Raw genomic sequence first — 19,922 nt, 5'->3', positions numbered from 1 at the left:
CACCGACAAAAAAGCGGCACCACGAAGGGACATCTGAATGACCAGAATGCTGATTATTGGCCCGCCCGGTTCGGGCAAGGGAACGCAGGCGGAACAGATCTCCGAACGCCTCGGCGTTGTGGCGATCTCCACCGGCGACATCTTCCGCGCCAACGTCAAGGGCGAGACACCGCTGGGCGTGGAGGCGAAAAAGTACATGGACAACGGGGATTTCGTTCCTGACAGCGTCACCAACGAAATGGTCAGGTCGCGCCTCAGCGAGGATGACGTGGACGCCGGCTTCCTCCTGGACGGCTACCCCCGGACCACGGCACAGGTGGACTATCTTGACTCAATCCTGGCCAACGGTGACCAGAAGCTCGACGTTGTCCTGCAGCTGACCGCTGACGACGAGGAGCTGGTCACGCGCCTGCTGGGCCGTGCCAAGGAAACGGGCCGGAGCGACGACACGGAAGCCGTCATCCGGCACCGCCTGGACCTCTACCACGGGCAGACCGAGGCCGTGGTGGCCAAGTACGCGGGACGCGGAATCCTCGCCAGGGTTGACGGGATTGGCGGGGTCGGCGAGGTCACCGACAGAGTGATGGGCACGCTCGGAGATCTTCTTGAGGTCTCCGGCGTCATCGGACGGTAATACTCAACCGCCTGCATCGCTGATCAGTAGCGGTGATCGAGCCTGTCGGAAACCACCACTGGAATCCGGCAGGCTCGACATGGCTGTACGGGCGAAGGCACGGTTCGTCGCCGTCATCGCTCGCTGGCGGCGGCACTGGCCAATTCCTGGGTGCGGCTATGCGGGGGCCAGAGCCCGCACCGAGTTTCGTTCCACGGCGGGACAGTGGATTTTTGTGGGGTCAGCGGCCGGTCCTTCTTCAAGGCCCAGGAGCATCCGCACTCCGGCTGCGCCCAGTTCGTAGTGGGGGAGGGCTACGGTGGAAAGTGGGGGCCGGACGTGGGCGGCGATGACTTCCTGGTTATCGAATCCCACCACTGCTATGTCCTCGGGGATGGAGAGCCCGTGCTCGCGTAGCCCGTCGTATAGTCCCATCGCCATTCGGTCGTTGTAGCAGAACACGGCAGTGGCTTCGCGCTTGAGGAGTTCCTCGGTCGCTCCGTACCCGCCTTCCTGGTCTGGGTAGGCTTCCAAGACCAGGCCCGCGTCGAACGGGATGCCTTCCGCTTCCAGCGCTTCCCTGTAGCCCTGGAGTCGTCCGTCCTTAGCCGGGGCAGGGATGGTGGCGTTGATGAAGGCGATCCGGCGGTGACCGTGTTTCAGCAGGATCTCCGTGGCTGAACGGCCGCCCTGTATTTCATCCGGGACCACGGCCCGGGAGCCTGGTTCCGTGGAAAAGCAGTTGACGAGGACGAAGTCCGACTCCTTCAGGGAGGCCGGGATGTCCGTGGGCCGGTGGAACCAGGTGGAGTAGAGGATTCCGCGCACCTTGTATTCGAGCATCATGGCAATCGCGTCCGTCTCCAGCTCGCGGTTGCCTTCGGTGTTGGCGATGAGAAGTGCGTAGCCGTGCTTCCAGGCTTCATCCTGGGCGCCGTGGATGATCTGGCCGGCAAAAGGGGTGGTGGCAATGGCATCGGCTACGAGCCCGATGAACCGCGAACTCCCGCTGACCAGGGTTTGCGCCATGGCATTCGGCCGATAGCCCAGGTCCCGGATGGTGTCCCGCACGCGCTGGCGGGTTTCGTCGGATATCCGGGCAGTCTTTTTCTTGTTCACTACCAGGGAGACGGTGGCAGTCGAAACGCCCGCGGCCTCGGCTACCTGCCGGAGCGTGACGGGTTGAGGCCGCCCGGGACGTCCGAGGGGTGCAGCCGCACCCAGCGGTGTGACCGAACTATTCTCCTGCGAATTCATGAGCCCTCCTTGAGGAGTATATCCGGCTGTTCCTGCTGTCATCCCTTACTCCCACCGCTCTCCAGGCCTTGGATCATGGCTTTGTTCAGCACGAGGAAGACCAGCAGCAGGGGCGTGATGGTGATGCAGACGGCGGCAAACGTGGCCGTCCAGTTTTGGGTGTACCCAACTGGACAGTGGTCGAAGAGCCATCCCCAAGCCGAGGGTGGAAGACAAGAGAAATCGGACTCTCACGTCAACAAGACCCGCCCCGATGTCCCAGTAGCCTGCCTCGTCGGCGACGATCGGGTCTCAACCTGCGTAACTTCGGCCTAACTCTGTTCAGAGGTAGGGCTTGCCCCAAGTTCCATCTGCTGCGCCTATTGCTCCATGTGGGAGCAGCTGCGCACGGGAACGGGCTTGGAGGCTTCGTCTTTGCGAACAGTTGGGCGTGTGCGCTCAGGTGCACGTGGCTCCTGATTTAGCATGCAGCTGATTAGCACTGGATCTTTCAAAACCGGAAAAGCGGCTCGATCTGAACGCGAAGGCGCTCGCGGAGTTTTTCCCAGAGATCCTCTGGGCGGAATCCGCGCGCCGGGGTGCGCAGAACTTCGTGGATGTAGGTTCCGTTGCAATTCTGCGCAACGACCAGGGAGTCGACGTCGGCGCTCAGGTACCCTGCGTCCCTCGCGTTGTCGAGGATGGCGGCGATCAGAACGATAACCCGGTCGCCCTGAGAAATGCTTTGGGCCCCAAGCTGGCTTCCGGCCTTGAAGCCGTGGTGCAGGTAGCTCGTGACGTTCTCCGGGTCGGTTGCGTAGAACCGGGCGCGTGCACGGAAGATGGCGTAGAGCCGCTCCACATAGTCCCGCGCGGTGGAAGTATTGGCGGCAAGTTCCTTGTCCGCGTCCTCGATGGCCTGGAGCGTCATATCCATGCGCTCGCCGATAACCAGCAGCAGCAGCTCGTGCTTGTTACTGACGTAGCGGAAGAGGGTGGCCTCTCCGACCCCGGCAAGCTCGGCCACTTCCTTGGTGGTGGTGTGCTCGTAGCCCCGCTCGTTGAAGAGCTGTTCTGCTGCGGCGCGGATGTTCTGGTAGCGCTCGATCCGGGCCTTCTCACGCAGCCCGACGGGAGCACCAGAGGCGGTGGCCTCCGAAGTCATCGTCTTCATCCTTTATTAACGCCCCTATCAGCGGTTAGGTACCGGACGGCCGTTCGCAGCCGCCGGGTTGCAGTTCTGGTGCCGATAACACTCAATTGAACATCACGATCTGGCGGATGGCGTTTCCATCGGCGAGTTCATCCATCGCCTCATTGATCTTGTCCAGGGTGATCACCGACGAGGCCAGCTTTTCGACGGGCAGCCTTCCTTCGCGCCACATCTGCGCGTAGACCGGAATATCCCGGGCGGGCACTGCGGAGCCCAGGTAGGAACCGACGATGGTGCGGGCCTCGGCCGTAATCCCCAGCGGTTCAATGGATGACAGCGCTCCCGGAGCCGGCAGTCCGACCGTCACCGTGGTGCCGCCGGGCGCCGTGGCTTGTACCGCGGTTTCGAAGGCCCGGGGGTGGCCGGCCGCCTCGATGACGAGGTGGGCCCGGATGCCCAGTTCCGCGGCCTCGGCAGGCGAGTACGTTTCTGTTGCCCCCAGTTCCCGCGCTGTGATCAGTTTCTCCGGGTTCGCGTCGATGCCGATGATCCGGGCGGGTTCAGCCCACGCTGAGGAGACTGCGACGGCGGTCAGCAGCGCTGCCATGCCGACGCCTCCAAGGCCGACGATCATGATGTTCTGCCCCTCCTGGGGGTTTCCCGCGTTGATGACGGCCCCGCCGCCGGTCAGCACGGCGCACCCAAGAAGTGCAGCGACCGCCGGCGGCACGTCGCTTCCGACCGGAACCACCGAGCGACGGTTGAGCACGGCATGGGTTGCAAAGCCGGAGACTCCGACGTGGTGACGGACCGGCTGGCCGGCGCGCGTGAGCCGGATGGATCCGCCGGGCAGTGTTCCGGCCCCGTTGGATTCTGTTCCGACGCTGCAAGGCAGCTTGCCCCCGGTGCGGCAGTTGGGGCACTCCTCGCAGCGCGGCAGGAAAACCGTGACCACGCGCTGGCCCGGTTCGAGGTCATCGACACCCGCGCCGACACTGACGACCGTACCGGCGGCCTCGTGGCCGAGCAGCATGGGCAGGGGACGGGGGCGGTCGCCGTTGACGACGGAGAGGTCCGAGTGGCAGATGCCCGCAGCCTCCATCCGGATCAGGACTTCCTCGGGCCCTGGCCCGGCAAGGTCAAGCTCCGCAACGGAAAGCGGGCGGGACTGGGCGTACGGACGGGGGGAGCCGATGGTCTCAAGGACCGCGCCGGTAATCTTCATTGTTTCCCTTCCAGGGATTGTGCTTCGTATCACTCTTATGCTTTTATGAGAGTGTAATCCGCACGGAGTGCACTTTCAATATCGCGCGATGCGCGTTTCCTGCACCCGGTCGGATCCCCTCATCGCTATCAGCACCGGCCAGTCAAATTCGAAGGGATTGGAATTGAAGATTCATCCAGATGCAAACGAGGGTGCCGTCCACGTCGGGGGCCTCTCGGTTCCTTTCCACGACACGCTTGCGCCGGAGGACTCGCGGGACACTGTGGTCCTGGTCCACGGAACGGGTGGAAGCGCCAAGACTCATTTCCGTACCCTCTTTCCCATGCTCGCCGCCAGGTACCGTGTCCTGGCCCTTGACCTGCAGAGCCCCGACGGGGAACTGACCCTCGGTGGATTGTCGGCGCAGGTCGCCGCTGTCATTGACCAGCGCGCTCCTGCACAGCCGGTACATGTCGTCGGCTACTCCCTGGGAGCCCTGGTCGCGGCCGACCTCGCCGCTTCCCGCCCCGAGAGCGTGTCAAGCCTGACCCTGGTGGCCGGCTGGGTCAGGGCCGACACCCAGCAGCGGCTTCGCAACCGGATCTGGAAGCAGCTTTTCGAGTCGGACCAGGATCTCCTGCGCGAATTCGTCACCTGGACAGCCTATGGACACCCGTTCCTGGCCGGCCGGGGCGAGGCCGATATCCGGGCCCTGGTTGATGCCCGGACCTTCCCGGACGGGATCGCCGGACAGATGCGGCTCAACGCCGTCGCCGATCTGAGTGGCAGGCTTGCAGCGATTACCGCTCCGTCCCTGGTCATCGCCGGCGCCCACGACCAGATGGTGCCGGCCCGGCAGACCCAGCTCCTCTTCGGAGGCCTTCCCAATGCCCGCTACGCGGTCATCGACAGTGGTCACGCCGTCCCGCAGGAGCGACCGGCCCAGCTGTTCCAGCTCATTTACGAATTCGTGACGGACCCCGCCGCTGCTCCTGCGGGCGGGATCCGGGAAGCACTCTTTGTCTAGCCCGTCGGGACCAGCACACAACAACACACACATTGGAGGAACAGTGGAAAGTACCCCTATGGGATACCCCGCGCCCGGTTCGCCGGTCGATGTCATCATCGTGGGCACCGGCTTCGGAGGCCTCGGCATGGGTGCGAAGCTGGCCCGCGAGGGCGAACGGTCATTCATCATTCTTGAACGGGCGGAGGACGTGGGAGGCACCTGGCGTGACAACCACTACCCCGGCGCGGCCTGCGACGTGCCGTCGCTCCTGTACTCGTTTTCCTTCCGACCCAACCCTGAGTGGTCCCGGATGTTCGCCCCCCAGGAGGAAATCCTGAACTACCTGCGCAGCGTCGCCCGGGAAGAGAACCTCCTTGAACGGATCGTCTTCGGCGCCGAACTGGCCGATGCCCGGTGGGATGAGGCGGAAGCGCTGTGGAAAGTCAGCACCCCCAAGGGTGAGTTTGCAGCCAAAACCCTGGTGACCGCCGTCGGGCACTTATCCGAACCGAAGATGCCAGACATAGAGGGACTGGCTGACTTCTCCGGCGAAGTGTTCCACTCGGCGCAGTGGAATGACGGGATTGACCTGGCGGGCAAGCGGGTGGGCATCGTCGGCTCGGGAGCCACGGCCATCCAGGTTTTGCCCGAGGTGGCAAAGATCGCCGGGGAGGTCGTCGTGTTCCAGCGTTCCGCCCCGTACGTGACTCCGCGTCCGGACCGTTCCTACACCGAGGAGGAAAAGGGTCTTTTCCGCAAGATGCCCGAGGTGATGCAGGAACTGCGGGAGGAGATGTTCTGGTCCAACGAGGAGCGCTACGCCCAGCGCCGGGGCACCCCGACGCTGGTCTCCGCCGCAGCCCAGGTTGCCCTGGACCATCTGCACCGGCAGATTGAGGATCCGGAACTCCGCCGGAAGCTGACCCCGGACTATACGTTCGGCTGCAAGCGGGTGCTGAAGTCCAGCGATTACTATCCCACGTTCACGCAGGACCACGTCCGCCTGGAAACCGGCGGCGTCACGCGTGTGGAGGGCAACCGTGTAGTCGGCGGAGACGGGGGCAGCCACGAACTGGACGTCATCATCGCCTGCACGGGTTTTGAAGCGACGGATCTGCCCATCGCCTACCGTATCTTTGGCCGCGACGGCCAGCCGCTCAGTGAACGCTGGGCGAACGGCATGCAGGCCTACGCCACCACGGCCGTGCACGGTTTCCCGAACCTGTGGATCATCAACGGGCCCAACACGGGGCTGGGCCACAACTCCGCCGTCTACATCGCCGAGGCCCAAATCGACTACATCATGGCCGCGGTGACCTTCCGCGACCAAGCCGCGGTGCCGGCACTGGAGGTGAGCAGGGAAGCGGAGGATGCCTTCATGGATCGTGTGGACCAGCTGGCGCAGGGCACTGTATGGCTCGACGGCGGCTGCAGCAGCTGGTACGTGGACCACCGCAACGGGCGGCTGACCACCCTGTGGCCGGAACCGGCCTATACCTTCCGCCAGGTCAACGCACCCTTTGACCCTGAACCCTATCTGGCCGGATCCCTGGACGAAGCCACGGAAGAAGCCCTGGCCGGAGTGCGCTAACGGCCCCACCGGGGGGGTGCCTAAAAGGAGGCACGCCTCCCGTTCAACGAGGAACGGAGAAAGCATGAGTAACAACCCGCAGCACCAACGAACAGCCGTCGTCACCGGCGCGGCCGGGGGCATCGGCCGCAGCATCGTGGAGTCATTCCTGGCCAGCGGGGACCGGGTGATCGCCGTGGATGCCTCGAACTCCGCACTGGCCGGCCTCCAGGCGGACCTGCATCCGCAGGGCGGATCCCTGCAGACGCTGCACTGTGATGTCACCGAGCCCGGCGACTGGAAGCGGATTGCCGAGGCGGTGGAGGCCACCCCGGAAACCCCTACGGTACTGGTCAACAATGCCGGCATCTCCCCGAAACGGGACGGGCAGAAAATCCCGGGTGATGAAGTCCCCCTGGACGAGTGGACGAGCGTTCTGTCGGTGAACCTCACGGGACCGTTCCTGGGTATCCAGGCGCTGGTGCCGCACATGAAGAACACCGGTTTCGGCAGGATCGTCAATATGTCATCCCTGGCAGGACGGGACGGCGGCAGGCTCGGCGGGGTCCACTATGCCGCGACCAAAACGGGCCTGCTCGGCTTGACCCGCTCCTTCGCCCGGGAACTGGCACCGTTCGGCATCACCGTCAACGCCATCGCCCCGGGGCGGATCGACGCCGGCATGGCGGCCGGCGTCTCCGATGAAGTCAACCGGAACTATCTCAGCCGCATCCCGGTAGGCCGGCTGGGACTCGCCAGTGATGTCGCCCAGGCCGTACAGTACCTGGCCGCCGTCGAAAACGGCTTCGTCACGGGTGTCACGGTTGACGTCAACGGAGGGTCGTACATGGGATGAGATTCCAATCCATGAATCCCCCGAAGGCGGATGGGAGAGGGGTTGGCCGGTCGCCGGCGCCGGACAGGCTGCGGGGCAAGGTAGTACTGATCACCGGCGGTGCCGGAGGTATCGCGGTGGCCACGGCTCACCGGCTGGCCGCGGCAGGAGCATACGTATCCCTCGTTGACCGCGACCAGCCAGCCCTGGACCAGCTTGTCTCCACGCTGGGTGACGGCCACCTGGCCACGGCAGCGGATGTGACGGACCACGTGTCCTTGCAGGGCGCAGCCCGACGGACAGTGGAGCACTTCGGCCGGCTGGACATCGTCTTTGCCTGCGCCGGCATCGGCAGTGCCTCCACCGTGGCCGCTTCCAGCACCGAGGACTTGCTGCGGATCGTCGACGTCAATCTTGGCGGGGTAATCAGGACCGTCAAGGCTACCCTGGAGGAGGTCACCGCAAACCGGGGCTATTACCTGCTCATGAGTTCGGCCGCCGCGTTGAAGAATGTTCCGCGGGCCAACGCGTATGCCGCCTCCAAGGCGGGCGTGGAGGCCTTTGGCGGGGCGCTGCGGCTGGAACTGGCCCACAAGGGCGTTGACGTGGGTGTCGCGCATCCGGCATGGGTGAGCACCGGCATGATTTCCGGGGCGGGAAGCCGGGCCGGGGAGAGCCGCTCCCTTCCGTGGCCCTTCAGCGTGGTGTCCAGCACAGACGCCTGCGCCGGCCTGCTCGTCGGTGCGATGGCCGCGCGCCAGCGCAAGGTATTCGTCCCGCGCAGCCTGGCCCTGATGGATCCTCTGCGGTGGCTCTCAACCGGGCCGCTGTGGGACGCCTTCATGAAACCCCGGGCGGCGCTGAGCGTCGCCCTGCTTGAGTCCGCATCTCTTAACGAATGATTAAAATCACCCGCGGCAGTTGTGCCCGGGGTCACAATCCTGTTTACTGAGAGGGCACTCCTTGCGGAGTGCACTCTCAACTTCAGCCCGAAATCATCAGAGGTTACCTTGAACAAGACTCGCGTGTTCTCCGCTGCCGTCACTGTCGCCGGCCTTGCCCTTACCGTTACAGCCTGCTCCGGTGCTTCTAAAGCATCGACCGAGGGCTACCCGACCAAGTCCATTACGTTCGTTATGCCCTATGCCGCGGGAGGTCCATCCGACACGACGGCGCGTGCCTACGGGGCCTGCCTTGGAAGGCTGATGGGCGGCACTTTCGTGGTGGAGAACCTTGACAGCGGAGCAGGTGCGGTGGCCATGCAAAAGCTGGCCGGCGCCAAGCCCGACGGTTACACCGTAGGCCTCAGCACCAACGGGCCTATGGTCCTGAACCCAATGAGCAACGACCTGGCCTACTCCCAGGACGATTTCCAGGCCCTGGGCACCATGGCAGCGATCCCCACCTTGTTCGCTGTGCCAAAGGACTCTTCGTACAAGACCCTGCAGGAGTTGTTTGACGCCGCCAAGGCGAACCCGGGGAAGATCTCCATCGGTGTCCCCGGGGCAACCAGCTCGCTGGCCACTGAACTCAAGCGCGTGCAGAAGGAGAGCGGCATCGAGTTCGCCCTGGTTCCCACCTCCGGCAGCGCCGAACTCATCACCAACCTGCTGGGCGGCCACATCGACGCCGGATTCGTCAACGACTACGTCGACGTTGAGGCCCAGGTGAAGGACGGCGCCCTCGTCCCGCTCGCTGCTGCCGGTGAAGCGCGCTCGGAGGCCTTCCCCGACGCTCCCACGACCCAGGAGGCCGGCTACGACGTCAAGACGACTTCGGTCTACGGTCTCTTCGCCCCCAAGGGCCTGCCGCAGCAGGTTTCCGACAAGCTCGAAAGCGGCGTCGAAACCTGCAGCAAAGACGCCGAGGTCATCAAGCAGATCGGGGACCGGTTCGTGCCTAACAGCTTCTCAAATGCGGAAGCGACCCAGCAGGTCTTTGCCGACATGCGCACCCGTTACGAACCCCTCCTGGCGAAGTAACAAGACAACGACTCAACCGCCGGCCAACGACGACCGGCACGAAGAAGGGTGAACCCATGGTTTCTTCTCCCGTGGAAGCGGCCGCCGAGATCAGGGAGCCGGAAAGGCCCCACTCCGGCTCCCTGCGCTGGCAGCGCAGAATCGCTCCGCTCGTCCTGCTCGCACTGGGCCTCGGGGCAGCGTCCGGGTCATGGCAGTTGAAGCTGGGCACCCTGCACAATCCGGCACCGGGCCTCTGGCCGTTCGTCATCTCGCTGGCCATCGTCCTCAGCGCCACGGCCCTGATCGTATGGCCGGGACATGAGCCGGTGGAGGCTTGGGGCCGGAAGAGCCTGTCGGTAGTGGCCGGCATCGCCAGCCTTGCCGCGTTCGTGGTGCTCTTCGAACTGATCGGCTTCTTCATCCCGGCCGTGTTGATGCTCCTTCTATGGCTGCGCGTTTTCGGCCGGGAGTCGTGGCGCTGGACGGCGGTTTTCGCTGTGGCCGGCCCGGCAGTGCTTTACGTCATCTTCGACCGGCTCCTCGGCGTACCCTTCCCCGCCGACCTGGCGCTTGACGCCTTCGTCTAGAAACGGAAAATGACATGGATATCCTGAGCAACCTCGGTGAAGGCTTCTCGGTCGCCTTAGACCCGGTGAACCTGCTGTTCGTACTGATTGGCGTGGTGGTGGGGACCGCCATCGGTGTCCTGCCCGGCCTGGGCCCCACCGCGACGATTGCCCTGCTGCTGCCCATCACCTACACGATGGATCCGACCGCTTCGATCATCATGCTGGCGGGCATCTACTACGGGTCGATGTACGGGGGCACCATCACCTCCGTACTGCTGCGCCTGCCGGGCGAGGCAGCCTCGGTGGTGACCACCTTCGATGGCTACCAGATGACCAAACAGGGCCGTGCCGGTGCCGCCCTCGGCATCTCCGCCATAGGTTCTTTCATCGGCGGCACCGTGGCCGTCATCGGCCTGACGTTCCTGGCCCCCGCGCTGGGCAAGATCGCCCTGTCGATGGGTCCGGCCGGCTTTGTTGCCCTCATGGTCATGGGCCTGTTCCTGGTCACGTCCCTGGGCACCGGATCCGCCATCAAGAGCGTGTGCATGGCCGCCGTCGGCCTGCTGCTGTCCACGGTCGGGCAGGATCCCGTCAACGGGTCGGCGCGTTTCACGTTCGGTCAGGCGCCGCTGCTGAGCGGCCTGGACTTCGTGGCCGTGGCGATGGGCCTGTTCGGCGTCGCTGAACTCCTGCGGTCCCTGGAACAGACCGAAAAAGCCCAGATCATCAAGACCAAGATCAAGAACATCTGGCCCACGCGGAAGGACATGAAGGACTCCGCCGGTGCCATCGGCCGCGGCTCGGTTCTCGGTTTCTTCATCGGCATCCTTCCGGGTGGTGGTGGTGTCATTTCATCCTTGGCCTCCTACGCGCTGGAGAAGCGGCGGGCGAAGGATCCCAGCCGGTTCGGCAAGGGCGCCATCGAAGGAGTGGCCGGGCCGGAAACGGCGAACAACGCCTCCTCGACCACCGCGTTCATTCCCCTGCTGGTCCTTGGTATTCCCTCCAACGTGGTGCTGGCAATGATCTTCGGCGCCCTGCTGATGCACGGCATCACGCCGGGACCGCGGCTGATGACCGATCACTCCGGACTCTTCTGGGGCGTCATCGCGTCGATGTACATCGGCAACCTGATGCTGCTCATCCTCAACATTCCGCTCGTGGGCATCTTCATCCAGATGCTGCGCGTGCGCCAAGGCATCCTGGTCGCCTTTTCCCTGCTGATCGTGCTGATCGGCGTCTACTCGATCAACAACACGTCCTTTGACATGTGGGTTGTGCTGGCCTTCGGCGTCCTGGGCTGGATCATGTCCAAGACAGGCTTCGACGCCGGCCCGCTGGTGCTGGCCTTCGTCCTGGGCCCGATCCTGGAGAAATCCTTCCGCCAGTCCATGCTGATTTCCGGCGGCAGCCTGGACATCTTCGTGACCGATCCGGCCGCGGCGATCATCTTCAGCCTGATCCTCGCCGGCATCGTCATCAAAGCCATCAGCGGGTTCCGGCACCGCTTTGCCGGAGCCAAGGCTTCCCCCCAAGCGCCGGTGGCGGAGGAGGAAGATCCGCGGGCCACGTCCGACGGCGGTGGGCCGGCAGCGTTCCCTGCCGCGCCACCGGGAACGGGTGAGGGGGCGCCGGCAGCCCAGCATGCCGACAAGCAACACAGCCCCACCGCACCCTGATCGCCACGGGAATGCCTCCTCGCGGGAAAGGCAGAGCATCCAAGCCCAGGGCTGTCAGCAGGCTCCTTGTGCCGGTGCTCTGCCTGTGCGGAACAACCGTGACCCTCCAGCAGGCCACGGTTGTTCCCCTGCTTCCCGAGCTGCCGCGCCTGCTCGGAATCTCCGTCGAGGACGCCTCGTGGGTCCTCACGGCCACCCTGCTGGCCAGCGCGGTGGCCACCCCGGTACTGAGCCGTTTGGCAGACATGGTGGGCAAGCGCCGGATCATGCTCGCCTGCCTGATCATGATGACCGCCGGCTCGGCATTGGCGGCTCTGGATCTGGGTTTTCCGGCCATGATCGCAGGCCGGGCGCTCCAGGGATCCGCAGCAGCGCTTGTGCCCGTGGGCATCAGCATCCTTCGGGAGGAGCTGCCCGGCACAAGACTCGCTCCGGCCGTCGCGATGATCAGCGCCACCCTGGGTTTCGGGAGCGCTCTGGGCCTTCCGCTGGCCGGTGTGCTGTATGAGTTCCTCGGCTGGCAGTCCATCTTCTGGAGTGCCGCCGCAGCTGGCATCGTCCTGATCGCGTTGACGCCGTTGGTGATGCCGAAATCCGGCGTGCGCACCCCGGGCAGGTTCGACTACGGAGGCGCCATCCTGCTCTCGATCGCCCTGACCGCGGCGCTCCTTGCCTTGACTAAGGGCGGCACCTGGGGCTGGACCAGTGCACCAACGCTGGTAGCTGCCGCAACCGCCGTCGTCGGCTTGGCAGTATGGGTCCCGGTCGAACTGAAAATCAGCCAGCCGATGCTCGACCTGCGAACCTCCGCCCGGAGGCCTGTGCTCCTGACCAACATGGTGGCGGTGCTCGTGGGTTACTCGATGTACTCCAACCTGCTCTCCACCACTCAGCAGCTGCAAATGCCCGAGGCGGCCGGGTACGGGTTCGGCCTGAGCGTGATGGCCGCCGGCCTCTGCATGGTTCCCACCGGGCTGGCCATGATGATCATCAGTCCGGTGTCCGCTCTGGGCACCCGCCGCTACGGCGCCAAGACGGCCCTGATCATCGGCGCCCTAGTCTCTGCCGCCGGATACACCGGCCGTCTCTTCCTGACCGAGGAGCTCTGGATGGTGATGGTGGGGGCCGCTGTCATCGGCACCGGCAACGCGATCGCCTATGCCGCGATGCCGACCCTGATCATGGGATCCGTCCCCATGACCGTTACCGCCGCTGCGAACGGGCTCAATGCCGTGCTGCGCATCATCGGAACGACAGTCGGCAGCGCCGCGGTAGCCGTGCTTCTGGCCTCCACCACACTGACCCTTGACGGAACAGAGCACCCATCCTTCCGAGCGTTCGAACACGTCTTCTGGATTGCCGCGGCAGCAGCCCTTACTGCTGCGGTACTGGCAAGCTTCCTGCCCCGGCAACGCCCCACATCAACCGGGAACTTCGGCCGGATCGACCGCAGCAGGAAAACAGCGCCGGCAATGTGATGGCAGTGGCAGTGGCAGTGGCAGTGGCAGGTCCAGGGCGGCGCATGCCCCGCAATGTCGTCCTGCCCACCGCGTTAACTGCGACACCGCCCATATCAGTGCAGGAATGTCGCGTATACCGAATCAAGGCTCAGCGCAGGTATACCCGTTCCGGATCCAGCACGTCCCGCAGCAGGGCCAGCTCCCAGCCGGTCGGCGGGACGGTGGTGACCAGGTTCTCCGAGACTTGCAGGTCCCACTCCGTGGCTGCCCTGACGTCGTCCACCTCGACACCCGGATGTACAGCGGAAAGGACAAGCTCTTCGTCGATGCCCCGGCGCGTCATGATGCCCAGATCCGTAATGACGGTGGTTACGCCCAAGCCCGCGGGCATCACACCACCGCGTCCCGCCGCAGCCCGGCGAGGTCCGGGCGTGGTGCAGAAGTCGAGGTCCTCCACAAGGGATCGGGGATTGTGCCGGCGCATCACCACGAAGACCTTGCCGGCGCCGGCCATCGCTTCGATGGCGCCCCCGGAGCCGGGTAGTTTCGTAACCGGCGCGTCCCAGTCCTTACCGATCAGGCTTGAGTTCAGGCTGCCGAATTTGTCCACCTGGGCGGCACCAAGGAATCCGACGTCCACGCGCTGTCCCTGCAGCACGAAGTTGAACAGCTGCGCCATAGGCAGGACCCCGGCCGCACCGGTGACGAGGACCGAATCCGAAATACTCCGCGGCAGATCTGCCGGCTGCGCGCCGGTAACGCCTGACTCATAGATTATTTCGACGCCGGGAGAAACGGTCCGCTGCGCCAAGGACACTGCCAGGGTGGGAAGTCCGTGTCCGGCGAACACCACATGCTTTCCTTCCAGGGCACGGGCGGACAGGGTAGTGAGCAGCTCGCTGCTGGTCGCCTCCAGCGGCAAGGGTTCCGTCCGGCGGCCGGGGAAGCGGGCCGGTGGTTGTTCCCGCGGATCCGGTAATTTCGTGACGTTCATTTACGGCCTCCGTAGTTGACCGGAACGGAAAGTGCCGCTTCGACCTCCAAGCGATCCCAATAATCCGGTCCGAGCCGGGCAATGTACTCCCCGTGGTCCCGGGTGCCGTGGATGTTTTCCTGCAGCCAGTCGCGTAACCGCTGCGGATCGCGGGCGAGCTCGGACCAGCGGCGGCTGAACCCGTCGTCGCGGTCATAGTAGCCCTGGACCGAATGAGGATGCGCGCCACGGGGACAGTGGACCACTGCGTCGACTGCGTGGGATGGAACGATGGTGCGGTTCGGATCCGAGCGGATGACGGCGTCGTCGACTATTTCCTCAACGGTAACGATGACCTTCCTGGCGGCGAACGCAGCTTCGGCCTGCACCCCGAGAATGCCCCAGGCCTGGATGTTGCCCGCCGTGTCGGCCCGCTGCGCGTGAATGATCGTCACGTCGGGATTAAGTGCCGGGACCACGTGGATCTCCTCCCCGCCGTATGGATCCGTGACGGATCGGATCCGCCCGTTCAGCGCCACCAGATCGCTCCCCCGGTAGGAGTTGATCGGATAAAAGGGAAGCTTCGAGGCGCCCGCAAGGTACCGGCAAACCATGCCCCCATGGCTGTATTCCTCAAGGTCCAGCGGAGCCGGGTCCGAGTTCTCCACCCGCCGCCGCAGTTCGTGGAGTGAACCCGCCGAACTGTTGCCTACAAAGGAGCTGATGACCCCCCTCAGGCAGTCGGCCGCCAGGAGTTGATCGATCAGCACGTCCCCGGTCATCCTGGCCAGCGTCAGGTCACGGAACCCCTGCCGGATTATTTCGTGGGCCGCCGCCACCGGAACCAGGTGCCCGAATCCCTCGATTGCCACGGTCTGGCCGTCCCGGACGTGTTCCGCCACGGCCTCGCTAAGGGTTGCACTCTTGTCCACCGCCATGCTGTCCCCCCTCAGCCGACCATCAAGGAAACTGTTTCGGCCACACAGGCTGGTCTGATCCCGTGCTCAAGCTCAATCTCGTGACGGATCACCACCTGGCTTCCTTGGGCGCCTGGCGTCACGGAGACGAGTGTGAGGCGGCTGCGGACCCGGGAACCCACCGGGACAGGGCTGGGGAAACGGACCTTGTTCAGCCCGTAGTTGACGATCATCTTCAGTCCGTTTACCTGGTAAACCTCTTTTGCAAAGAACGGGATCATCGACAGGGTCAGATAGCCATGGGCGACAGGACGCCTAAACGGCCCGGTTGCCGCTCTCTCCGGATCGACGTGGATCCACTGATGGTCACCGGTCACATCGGCAAAACCTTGAATCCGGTCCTGCTGGACACTGTGCCACCCGCTCACACCCAGTTCTGCGCCGATGAGCGGCTCGAGGTCAGATAGGCCATGTAGTTCCCTCACCATGAAAATCTCCCATTTGATTTGTTGCGGATTTGTTGGCCTGAACGTGACCGAAAGCTACTGCGGCCCAGTCGCCGGTTCACCGGCCAAGGATCGGTTCATAAAGCGCCTTGATCTGCGCAAAGTTGGCGCCCAGCTCGTCGGCACCAATAAATTTCTTCGGCACAAAGTTCTTTCCGATCTGCGCAACGACCTTCGGATCACCGAGGCACGTTTCGAGTTCGCGTTCCAGTGTGGAAACGACGGCGTCCGGGAGGCCCTTGGGACCGAACAAGCCGTAAATCGACGTTGCATTCACCAGGTCCGGGAACCCCAGTTCGGCCAACGTCGGTATGTCGGGGAGCCAGCCAAGCCGTTCAGGGGTGGTGGCGGCAAACGGAAGGAAGGACCCGTCGGCGATCCGTGCCTGGACGTCCGGATGGTCATTGATGAAAAGCGCATCCACATGCCCGCCCAACAGATTGGTGGTCATTTCCGCGTTGCCCGAGGCTGGTACGGCGGTGACCTCAACGCCGTAGTCATTTTTCAGCCGCTGCAGTTCGATGGCTGCTGGACTCGTAGCGCCCGGAACCCCCATCGTGATTGCTCCGGGATCCGCCCTGGCCGCTTCGAAGAGCTCTGCTGCGTCCTTATACGGGGAGTCCGTTCCGACGACGATCAGGGTCGGATTATCGGCCATCACACCGATGGGTTCAACGTCCGCAAGACTGTAGCTCAGCGAGTTGACCAGAGGGGCCATGACGAGCGTGCCGGTAGTACCGAGCGCCAGGGTCTGGCCGTCGGGTTTAGCGCTCGCCAGCTCCTGCATCGCCACGGCGCCGCTGCCGCCGGGCTTGTTTTCGACGACGAAGGCCTCCCCGAGGCTGTCCCCCAAACAGGCTGCAACCGAACGGGCGGTAAGATCCGAAGGTCCGCCGGCGGCATAGGGCATGAGGATGGTGACCGGCTTCGCAGGGTAGTCGGATCCGGCGTTCCGGGCGGTGCCGGAACCGTTCGCCCCGCATGATGCCAAGGCCAGGGATGCCAAGGCAAGCCCGGCGGTTATTTGGAGGCGTAATGCGTTCTTCAAGGTGCTCCCTTGTCTTTCTGTCGAATTGAATTTGATAGCGCGGCGGGAGCGTGGACGAGCGTATTGCTCTCTTCCGGGCCTGCAGCGGCTGCGCGGCGCGTGCCCTGCCGCCGCCGGCTGCGGGTGATGAATCCGTACAAAATGAACAGCCCGATCAGGATAAAGATCGCCGCGGACACCGGATCCGAGGCGAAAATGCCGAAGCTGCCTTCGGAGATCAGCATCGTCTGGCGGAAGGATTTCTCCAGGATCGGACCCAGGATGAACGCCAGCACCAGCGGGCCGGGGTCAAAGTGTGCCTTGATCATGACCCAGCCAAGAACCCCGAACACCAACACCACCCACATGTCGAACGGGTTGTTGTTGATGGAGAAGACGCCGACCATGACCACCAGCAGCGCGAAGGTCGAAAGGATCCCCGCCCGTACACGGAGCATCTGGATAAAGACTCCGACCAGGGGAATGTTGAGGATGATCAGCATCAGATTGCCGATGTACATTGACGCCACGACACCCCAGAAGACATTTGGATGGTCATTGATCAGCTGCGGCCCCGGGGTGATGCCGTGCAGCAGGAGCGCTCCGTAGATCAAGGCCAGCACCACGTTGGACGGGATGCCTAAAACGAGCAGCGGAATGAATGCCGAGGTCGACGATGCGTTATTCGCTGTCTCGGGACCGGCGACACCCTCGATGGCCCCCTTGCCGAACCTGCTGGGATCCTTGGCGCGGCGTTTCTCCATGGCATAGGACGCGAGCGATGAGATGACGCCGCCGCCGCCGGGCAGGACGCCGATGAAGAAGCCCAGCACGGAACCACGGGCTATGGCGCCGGAGGAATCCTTGAAGTCTTTGCGGGAGGGCCAGATATTTTTGATTTTGGTGGTGACGGCCTGGCCCTTTTCGCTCCGCTCGAGGCTGTGGAGCAGTTCTCCTACGCCGAAAAGTCCCATGGCGATAGCGACGAAATCCAACCCGCCCAGCAGCGACGTCTGGCCGAATGTGAAGCGTGCGGTTCCGGTAACGGGGTCCTGGCCCACGGTCGAGAGCAGGAGGCCGACTCCTGCCATGAACAGGCTCTTGACCGTTGAACCGGTGCCGAGGGAGGTCACCAGGAAGAGTCCCAGAATCATGATGGCGACGTAGCCGGCCGGGCCGACCGCGACGGCTACCTTGGAAAGCAGCGGGGCCAGGAAGGTCAGGCCGACAATGGCTACCGTACCGCCGATGAAGGATCCGATCGCGGAAATGCCCAGCGCTGTCCCGGCCCTGCCCTGCTTGGTCATTTGATAACCGTCAAAGGTGGTAACCACCGAGGCGGCCTCGCCGGGAAGACGCAGCAGTACCGAGGTAATCGTGCCGCCGTACATGGAGCCGTAGTAGATACCGGCCAGCATGATCACCGCCCCGGCCGGATCCATCGTGTAGGTGATCGGCAGCAGGAGCGCGATGGTGGCGGTCGGACCCAGCCCCGGCAAAACGCCGATGGCGGTTCCGATGACCACGCCGATGAAGACGAACAGCAGGTTCATCGGGTCGAAGGCTACAGAGAAGCCCTGGCCCAGGTTGTTCAGGGCGTCCATATCAGAATCCGATCGTCCGGGGCAGGGTGGTGACTACGATGTCGTCCGGAAACGGAACACCGAGCAGGCCCGCAAAGATAACGTGCAGCACGACGGCGCCTCCGACGGCAAGTGGTATGGTCCAGCGCCACGGCTCACGGCCGAAGGCCCGCAGCCAGAGCATTAGCATCAAAAATGCCGGAATCAGGAAGCCGATGGACTCAAAAAGCACTACAAACACGCACAGGCTGCCCACACCGCCTGCAATACCCGCCGTCCGTCGGGTCCAGGTTTCGGGAACCGCCGAGTCCGGAACGAGTGTGAGGATGGCCGCGGTGATAGTCACCGCTATCGAAACGATAAACGGCCACAGGCCGGGGCCGGGGCTGTTCAGTTCTCCCAGCGAGAGCCGCCACGAACCGATCACGGCCGAGACGCCGGCCGCGACCAGGACAAGCGGAACAAGGCGGCGCTGCTGATGCCCTGGCCGGTCATTCTTTCCTGCCGGCGGGCGGTCATACTCCAGTTCCGCAGGTCCAAGAGCGAGCTTCGTCATATCCATGCCCATTGCTGATTTGCTACTGCCCTAGGATCGGTTTGTAGAGGTCCTGCATTGCGGTGAACGCAGTCTGCAGCTCCTCCGACCCGTCGAACTCGTCGGGTACAAACCGGTCGCCGATCTGCTCGACAATGGCCGGATCAGCGGCGCACGTTTCAAGCTCCGCCTCGAGCTTGGAGAGAACGGCCGCCGGCATGCCCTTGGGACCGATGACGCCGAACACCGAAACGGCGTTGACCAGTTCCTTGAATCCAACTTCGGCCAGCGTCGGAACCTGGGGGTACCAGGCGGCGCGTTCCGGGCTGCTGATTGCAAGCGGCTTAAAGGAACCGTCCTCGATCCGCGCCGCAACGTCGGAATGGTCCGTAATGAACAGTGCGTCGACATGGCCGCCGAGCAGGTTCGTGGTCATTTCCGCGTTGCCGGCGGTCGGAACTGCCGTGACCTCGATGCCGTATTCGTCCTTCAGCCGCTTCAGCTCGACCGCCGCGGAGGTTGTCGCCCCGGGAACCGCGACGCTGAACTTTCCGGGAGTGGCCTTGGCCGCCGCGAAAAATTCCTGCGCATTGGCATACGGCGAATCAGCACCGACCACGAGCACCGTGGGCATCTCGGCCATGACTCCGACCGAGGTGAAGTCAGCAAGGCTGTAGCCCAACTCATTGACGATCGGGTTCATAACCAGCGGGCCGTTGGTGCCGAGCCCGAGCGTGTGGCCGTCCGGCTTGGCGCTGGCCAACTCCTGCATGGCTACCGCGCCGCTGCCGCCAGGCTTGTTCTCAACCAGGACAGGCTGGCCGAGGCTGCCTTCGAGGCAGGACGCGTAAGCCAGGGCCGTCAACGACGAGGGGCCGCCGGCGGCGAAGGGGACCAGGAAGCGTACGGGCTTTTTTGGGTAGTCCGTTCCGCCCTCCTTGGCACTGGCTGCCCCGCCGCCTCCGCAGCCCACAAGAGCCAGGCAGAGCCCCACGAGGCCCACAGAGACCTTCAAATGCATTTCGCTTCGCTTTTTCAACACGGACCTCATCGTCGTTTGGGTTGGTGGTGGTTTTGCACGTTGTTTTG

Annotated in this window: 19 protein-coding genes and 1 pseudogene; 9 read left to right on the top strand and 11 right to left on the bottom strand. The window is 64.1% G+C overall.

The features are described from left to right. The first annotated feature begins 46 nt into the window (after positions 1–46). Entirely contained in the window at positions 47–634 is a 588-nt protein-coding gene (locus tag ACX80X_RS04140) for an adenylate kinase (RefSeq protein ID WP_252599208.1), read from the top strand. A gap of 156 nt (positions 635–790) precedes the next feature. On the opposite strand, the gene ACX80X_RS04135 is transcribed toward ACX80X_RS04140, so the two are convergent. The 4 genes and pseudogenes from ACX80X_RS04135 to ACX80X_RS04120 form a co-directional block, all read right to left on the bottom strand. Continuing rightward, positions 791–1,870 carry a LacI family DNA-binding transcriptional regulator gene (locus tag ACX80X_RS04135; RefSeq protein WP_459309666.1) on the bottom strand — a complete coding sequence of 360 codons (1,080 nt, stop codon included), beginning with the start codon at positions 1,868–1,870 and terminating at the stop codon, positions 791–793. A gap of 38 nt (positions 1,871–1,908) precedes the next feature. Further along, a pseudogene (locus ACX80X_RS04130) lies at positions 1,909–2,025 on the bottom strand (carbohydrate ABC transporter permease); the annotation flags it as partial. Positions 2,026–2,360: 335 nt separating this feature from the next. Next, positions 2,361–3,014 carry a TetR/AcrR family transcriptional regulator gene (locus ACX80X_RS04125; protein ID WP_252608215.1) on the bottom strand — a complete coding sequence of 218 codons (654 nt, stop codon included), beginning with the start codon at positions 3,012–3,014 and terminating at the stop codon, positions 2,361–2,363. Positions 3,015–3,105: 91 nt separating this feature from the next. Further along, a complete protein-coding gene (locus tag ACX80X_RS04120; protein ID WP_252614836.1) occupies positions 3,106–4,227 on the bottom strand; it encodes an alcohol dehydrogenase catalytic domain-containing protein in 1,122 nt (373 codons plus the stop codon). Between the two features lie 163 nt (positions 4,228–4,390). On the opposite strand from ACX80X_RS04120, the gene ACX80X_RS04115 reads away from it, so the two are divergent. From ACX80X_RS04115 to ACX80X_RS04080, 8 genes are all read left to right on the top strand, one after another. After that, the gene (locus ACX80X_RS04115) at positions 4,391–5,233 is read left to right on the top strand and encodes an alpha/beta fold hydrolase (protein WP_459311287.1); all 843 of its coding nucleotides are present in this window, start codon (positions 4,391–4,393) and stop codon (positions 5,231–5,233) included. A 58-nt stretch (positions 5,234–5,291) separates the two neighbouring features. Then, complete coding sequence (locus ACX80X_RS04110) at positions 5,292–6,806, top strand: flavin-containing monooxygenase (protein ID WP_459311285.1); 1,515 nt, start codon at positions 5,292–5,294, stop codon at positions 6,804–6,806. 64 nt (positions 6,807–6,870) lie between these two features. Then, positions 6,871–7,641 (top strand): SDR family NAD(P)-dependent oxidoreductase, encoded by a 771-nt coding sequence (locus ACX80X_RS04105; RefSeq protein ID WP_252608223.1) that lies wholly within the window; start codon positions 6,871–6,873, stop codon positions 7,639–7,641. A gap of 11 nt (positions 7,642–7,652) precedes the next feature. Next, positions 7,653–8,522 carry an SDR family NAD(P)-dependent oxidoreductase gene (locus ACX80X_RS04100; RefSeq protein WP_459311283.1) on the top strand — a complete coding sequence of 290 codons (870 nt, stop codon included), beginning with the start codon at positions 7,653–7,655 and terminating at the stop codon, positions 8,520–8,522. 108 nt (positions 8,523–8,630) lie between these two features. Further along, complete coding sequence (locus tag ACX80X_RS04095; protein WP_459311281.1) at positions 8,631–9,602, top strand: tripartite tricarboxylate transporter substrate binding protein; 972 nt, start codon at positions 8,631–8,633, stop codon at positions 9,600–9,602. Between the two features lie 56 nt (positions 9,603–9,658). Then, on the top strand, positions 9,659–10,171 hold the full coding sequence (locus ACX80X_RS04090) for a tripartite tricarboxylate transporter TctB family protein (RefSeq protein WP_252608229.1): 513 nt from the start codon (positions 9,659–9,661) through the stop codon (positions 10,169–10,171). 14 nt (positions 10,172–10,185) lie between these two features. Further along, positions 10,186–11,832 (top strand): tripartite tricarboxylate transporter permease, encoded by a 1,647-nt coding sequence (locus ACX80X_RS04085; protein WP_252614843.1) that lies wholly within the window; start codon positions 10,186–10,188, stop codon positions 11,830–11,832. Between the two features lie 11 nt (positions 11,833–11,843). Beyond that, positions 11,844–13,310, top strand: a complete 1,467-nt coding sequence (locus tag ACX80X_RS04080) for an MFS transporter (protein WP_256473068.1) — start codon at positions 11,844–11,846, stop codon at positions 13,308–13,310. 130 nt (positions 13,311–13,440) lie between these two features. Here the strand turns inward: ACX80X_RS04080 and ACX80X_RS04075 are convergent, their stop codons facing one another. The 7 genes from ACX80X_RS04075 to ACX80X_RS04045 all read right to left on the bottom strand — a co-directional run bounded on the left by ACX80X_RS04075 (position 13,441) and on the right by ACX80X_RS04045 (position 19,854). After that, positions 13,441–14,286, bottom strand: a complete 846-nt coding sequence (locus tag ACX80X_RS04075) for a CoA-transferase subunit beta (RefSeq protein ID WP_459311278.1) — start codon at positions 14,284–14,286, stop codon at positions 13,441–13,443. Beyond that, entirely contained in the window at positions 14,283–15,203 is a 921-nt protein-coding gene (locus ACX80X_RS04070) for a CoA transferase subunit A (RefSeq protein WP_252614846.1), read from the bottom strand. Before ACX80X_RS04070 ends, ACX80X_RS04075 begins: the two co-directional genes overlap by 4 nt. Positions 15,204–15,214: 11 nt before the next feature. Further along, positions 15,215–15,670 (bottom strand): MaoC family dehydratase, encoded by a 456-nt coding sequence (locus ACX80X_RS04065; RefSeq protein WP_252614847.1) that lies wholly within the window; start codon positions 15,668–15,670, stop codon positions 15,215–15,217. A gap of 76 nt (positions 15,671–15,746) precedes the next feature. Beyond that, positions 15,747–16,736, bottom strand: a complete 990-nt coding sequence (locus tag ACX80X_RS04060) for a tripartite tricarboxylate transporter substrate binding protein (RefSeq protein ID WP_252614849.1) — start codon at positions 16,734–16,736, stop codon at positions 15,747–15,749. Next, on the bottom strand, positions 16,733–18,319 hold the full coding sequence (locus ACX80X_RS04055; protein WP_459311275.1) for a tripartite tricarboxylate transporter permease: 1,587 nt from the start codon (positions 18,317–18,319) through the stop codon (positions 16,733–16,735). The genes ACX80X_RS04060 and ACX80X_RS04055 overlap by 4 nt, the downstream gene beginning before the upstream one ends. Position 18,320: 1 nt before the next feature. After that, complete coding sequence (locus ACX80X_RS04050; RefSeq protein ID WP_252608245.1) at positions 18,321–18,854, bottom strand: tripartite tricarboxylate transporter TctB family protein; 534 nt, start codon at positions 18,852–18,854, stop codon at positions 18,321–18,323. A 22-nt stretch (positions 18,855–18,876) separates the two neighbouring features. Further along, complete coding sequence (locus tag ACX80X_RS04045) at positions 18,877–19,854, bottom strand: tripartite tricarboxylate transporter substrate binding protein (protein WP_459311273.1); 978 nt, start codon at positions 19,852–19,854, stop codon at positions 18,877–18,879. Positions 19,855–19,922: the final 68 nt, after the last annotated feature.

The sequence above is a fragment of the Pseudarthrobacter sp. MDT3-1 genome (assembly GCF_054510755.1).
Note: the sequence above shows the minus strand (reverse complement) of the source record. Positions and strands in the feature narration are given on the sequence as shown.

Excerpts from the sequence above, each read along its gene's own strand:
- ACX80X_RS04140 (WP_252599208.1), top strand. The coding sequence starts at position 47 with ATGCTGATTATTGGCCCGCCCGGTTCGGGCAAGGGAACGCAGGCGGAA.
- ACX80X_RS04135 (WP_459309666.1), bottom strand. The coding sequence starts at position 1,870 with ATGAATTCGCAGGAGAATAGTTCGGTCACACCGCTGGGTGCGGCTGCA.
- ACX80X_RS04125 (WP_252608215.1), bottom strand. The coding sequence starts at position 3,014 with ATGACTTCGGAGGCCACCGCCTCTGGTGCTCCCGTCGGGCTGCGTGAG.
- ACX80X_RS04120 (WP_252614836.1), bottom strand. The coding sequence starts at position 4,227 with ATGAAGATTACCGGCGCGGTCCTTGAGACCATCGGCTCCCCCCGTCCG.
- ACX80X_RS04110 (WP_459311285.1), top strand. The coding sequence starts at position 5,292 with ATGGGATACCCCGCGCCCGGTTCGCCGGTCGATGTCATCATCGTGGGC.
- ACX80X_RS04105 (WP_252608223.1), top strand. The coding sequence starts at position 6,871 with ATGAGTAACAACCCGCAGCACCAACGAACAGCCGTCGTCACCGGCGCG.
- ACX80X_RS04100 (WP_459311283.1), top strand. The coding sequence starts at position 7,653 with ATGAATCCCCCGAAGGCGGATGGGAGAGGGGTTGGCCGGTCGCCGGCG.
- ACX80X_RS04090 (WP_252608229.1), top strand. The coding sequence starts at position 9,659 with ATGGTTTCTTCTCCCGTGGAAGCGGCCGCCGAGATCAGGGAGCCGGAA.
- ACX80X_RS04085 (WP_252614843.1), top strand. The coding sequence starts at position 10,186 with ATGGATATCCTGAGCAACCTCGGTGAAGGCTTCTCGGTCGCCTTAGAC.
- ACX80X_RS04080 (WP_256473068.1), top strand. The coding sequence starts at position 11,844 with ATGCCTCCTCGCGGGAAAGGCAGAGCATCCAAGCCCAGGGCTGTCAGC.
- ACX80X_RS04075 (WP_459311278.1), bottom strand. The coding sequence starts at position 14,286 with ATGAACGTCACGAAATTACCGGATCCGCGGGAACAACCACCGGCCCGC.
- ACX80X_RS04070 (WP_252614846.1), bottom strand. The coding sequence starts at position 15,203 with ATGGCGGTGGACAAGAGTGCAACCCTTAGCGAGGCCGTGGCGGAACAC.
- ACX80X_RS04065 (WP_252614847.1), bottom strand. The coding sequence starts at position 15,670 with ATGGTGAGGGAACTACATGGCCTATCTGACCTCGAGCCGCTCATCGGC.
- ACX80X_RS04055 (WP_459311275.1), bottom strand. The coding sequence starts at position 18,319 with ATGGACGCCCTGAACAACCTGGGCCAGGGCTTCTCTGTAGCCTTCGAC.
- ACX80X_RS04050 (WP_252608245.1), bottom strand. The coding sequence starts at position 18,854 with ATGACGAAGCTCGCTCTTGGACCTGCGGAACTGGAGTATGACCGCCCG.
- ACX80X_RS04045 (WP_459311273.1), bottom strand. The coding sequence starts at position 19,854 with ATGCATTTGAAGGTCTCTGTGGGCCTCGTGGGGCTCTGCCTGGCTCTT.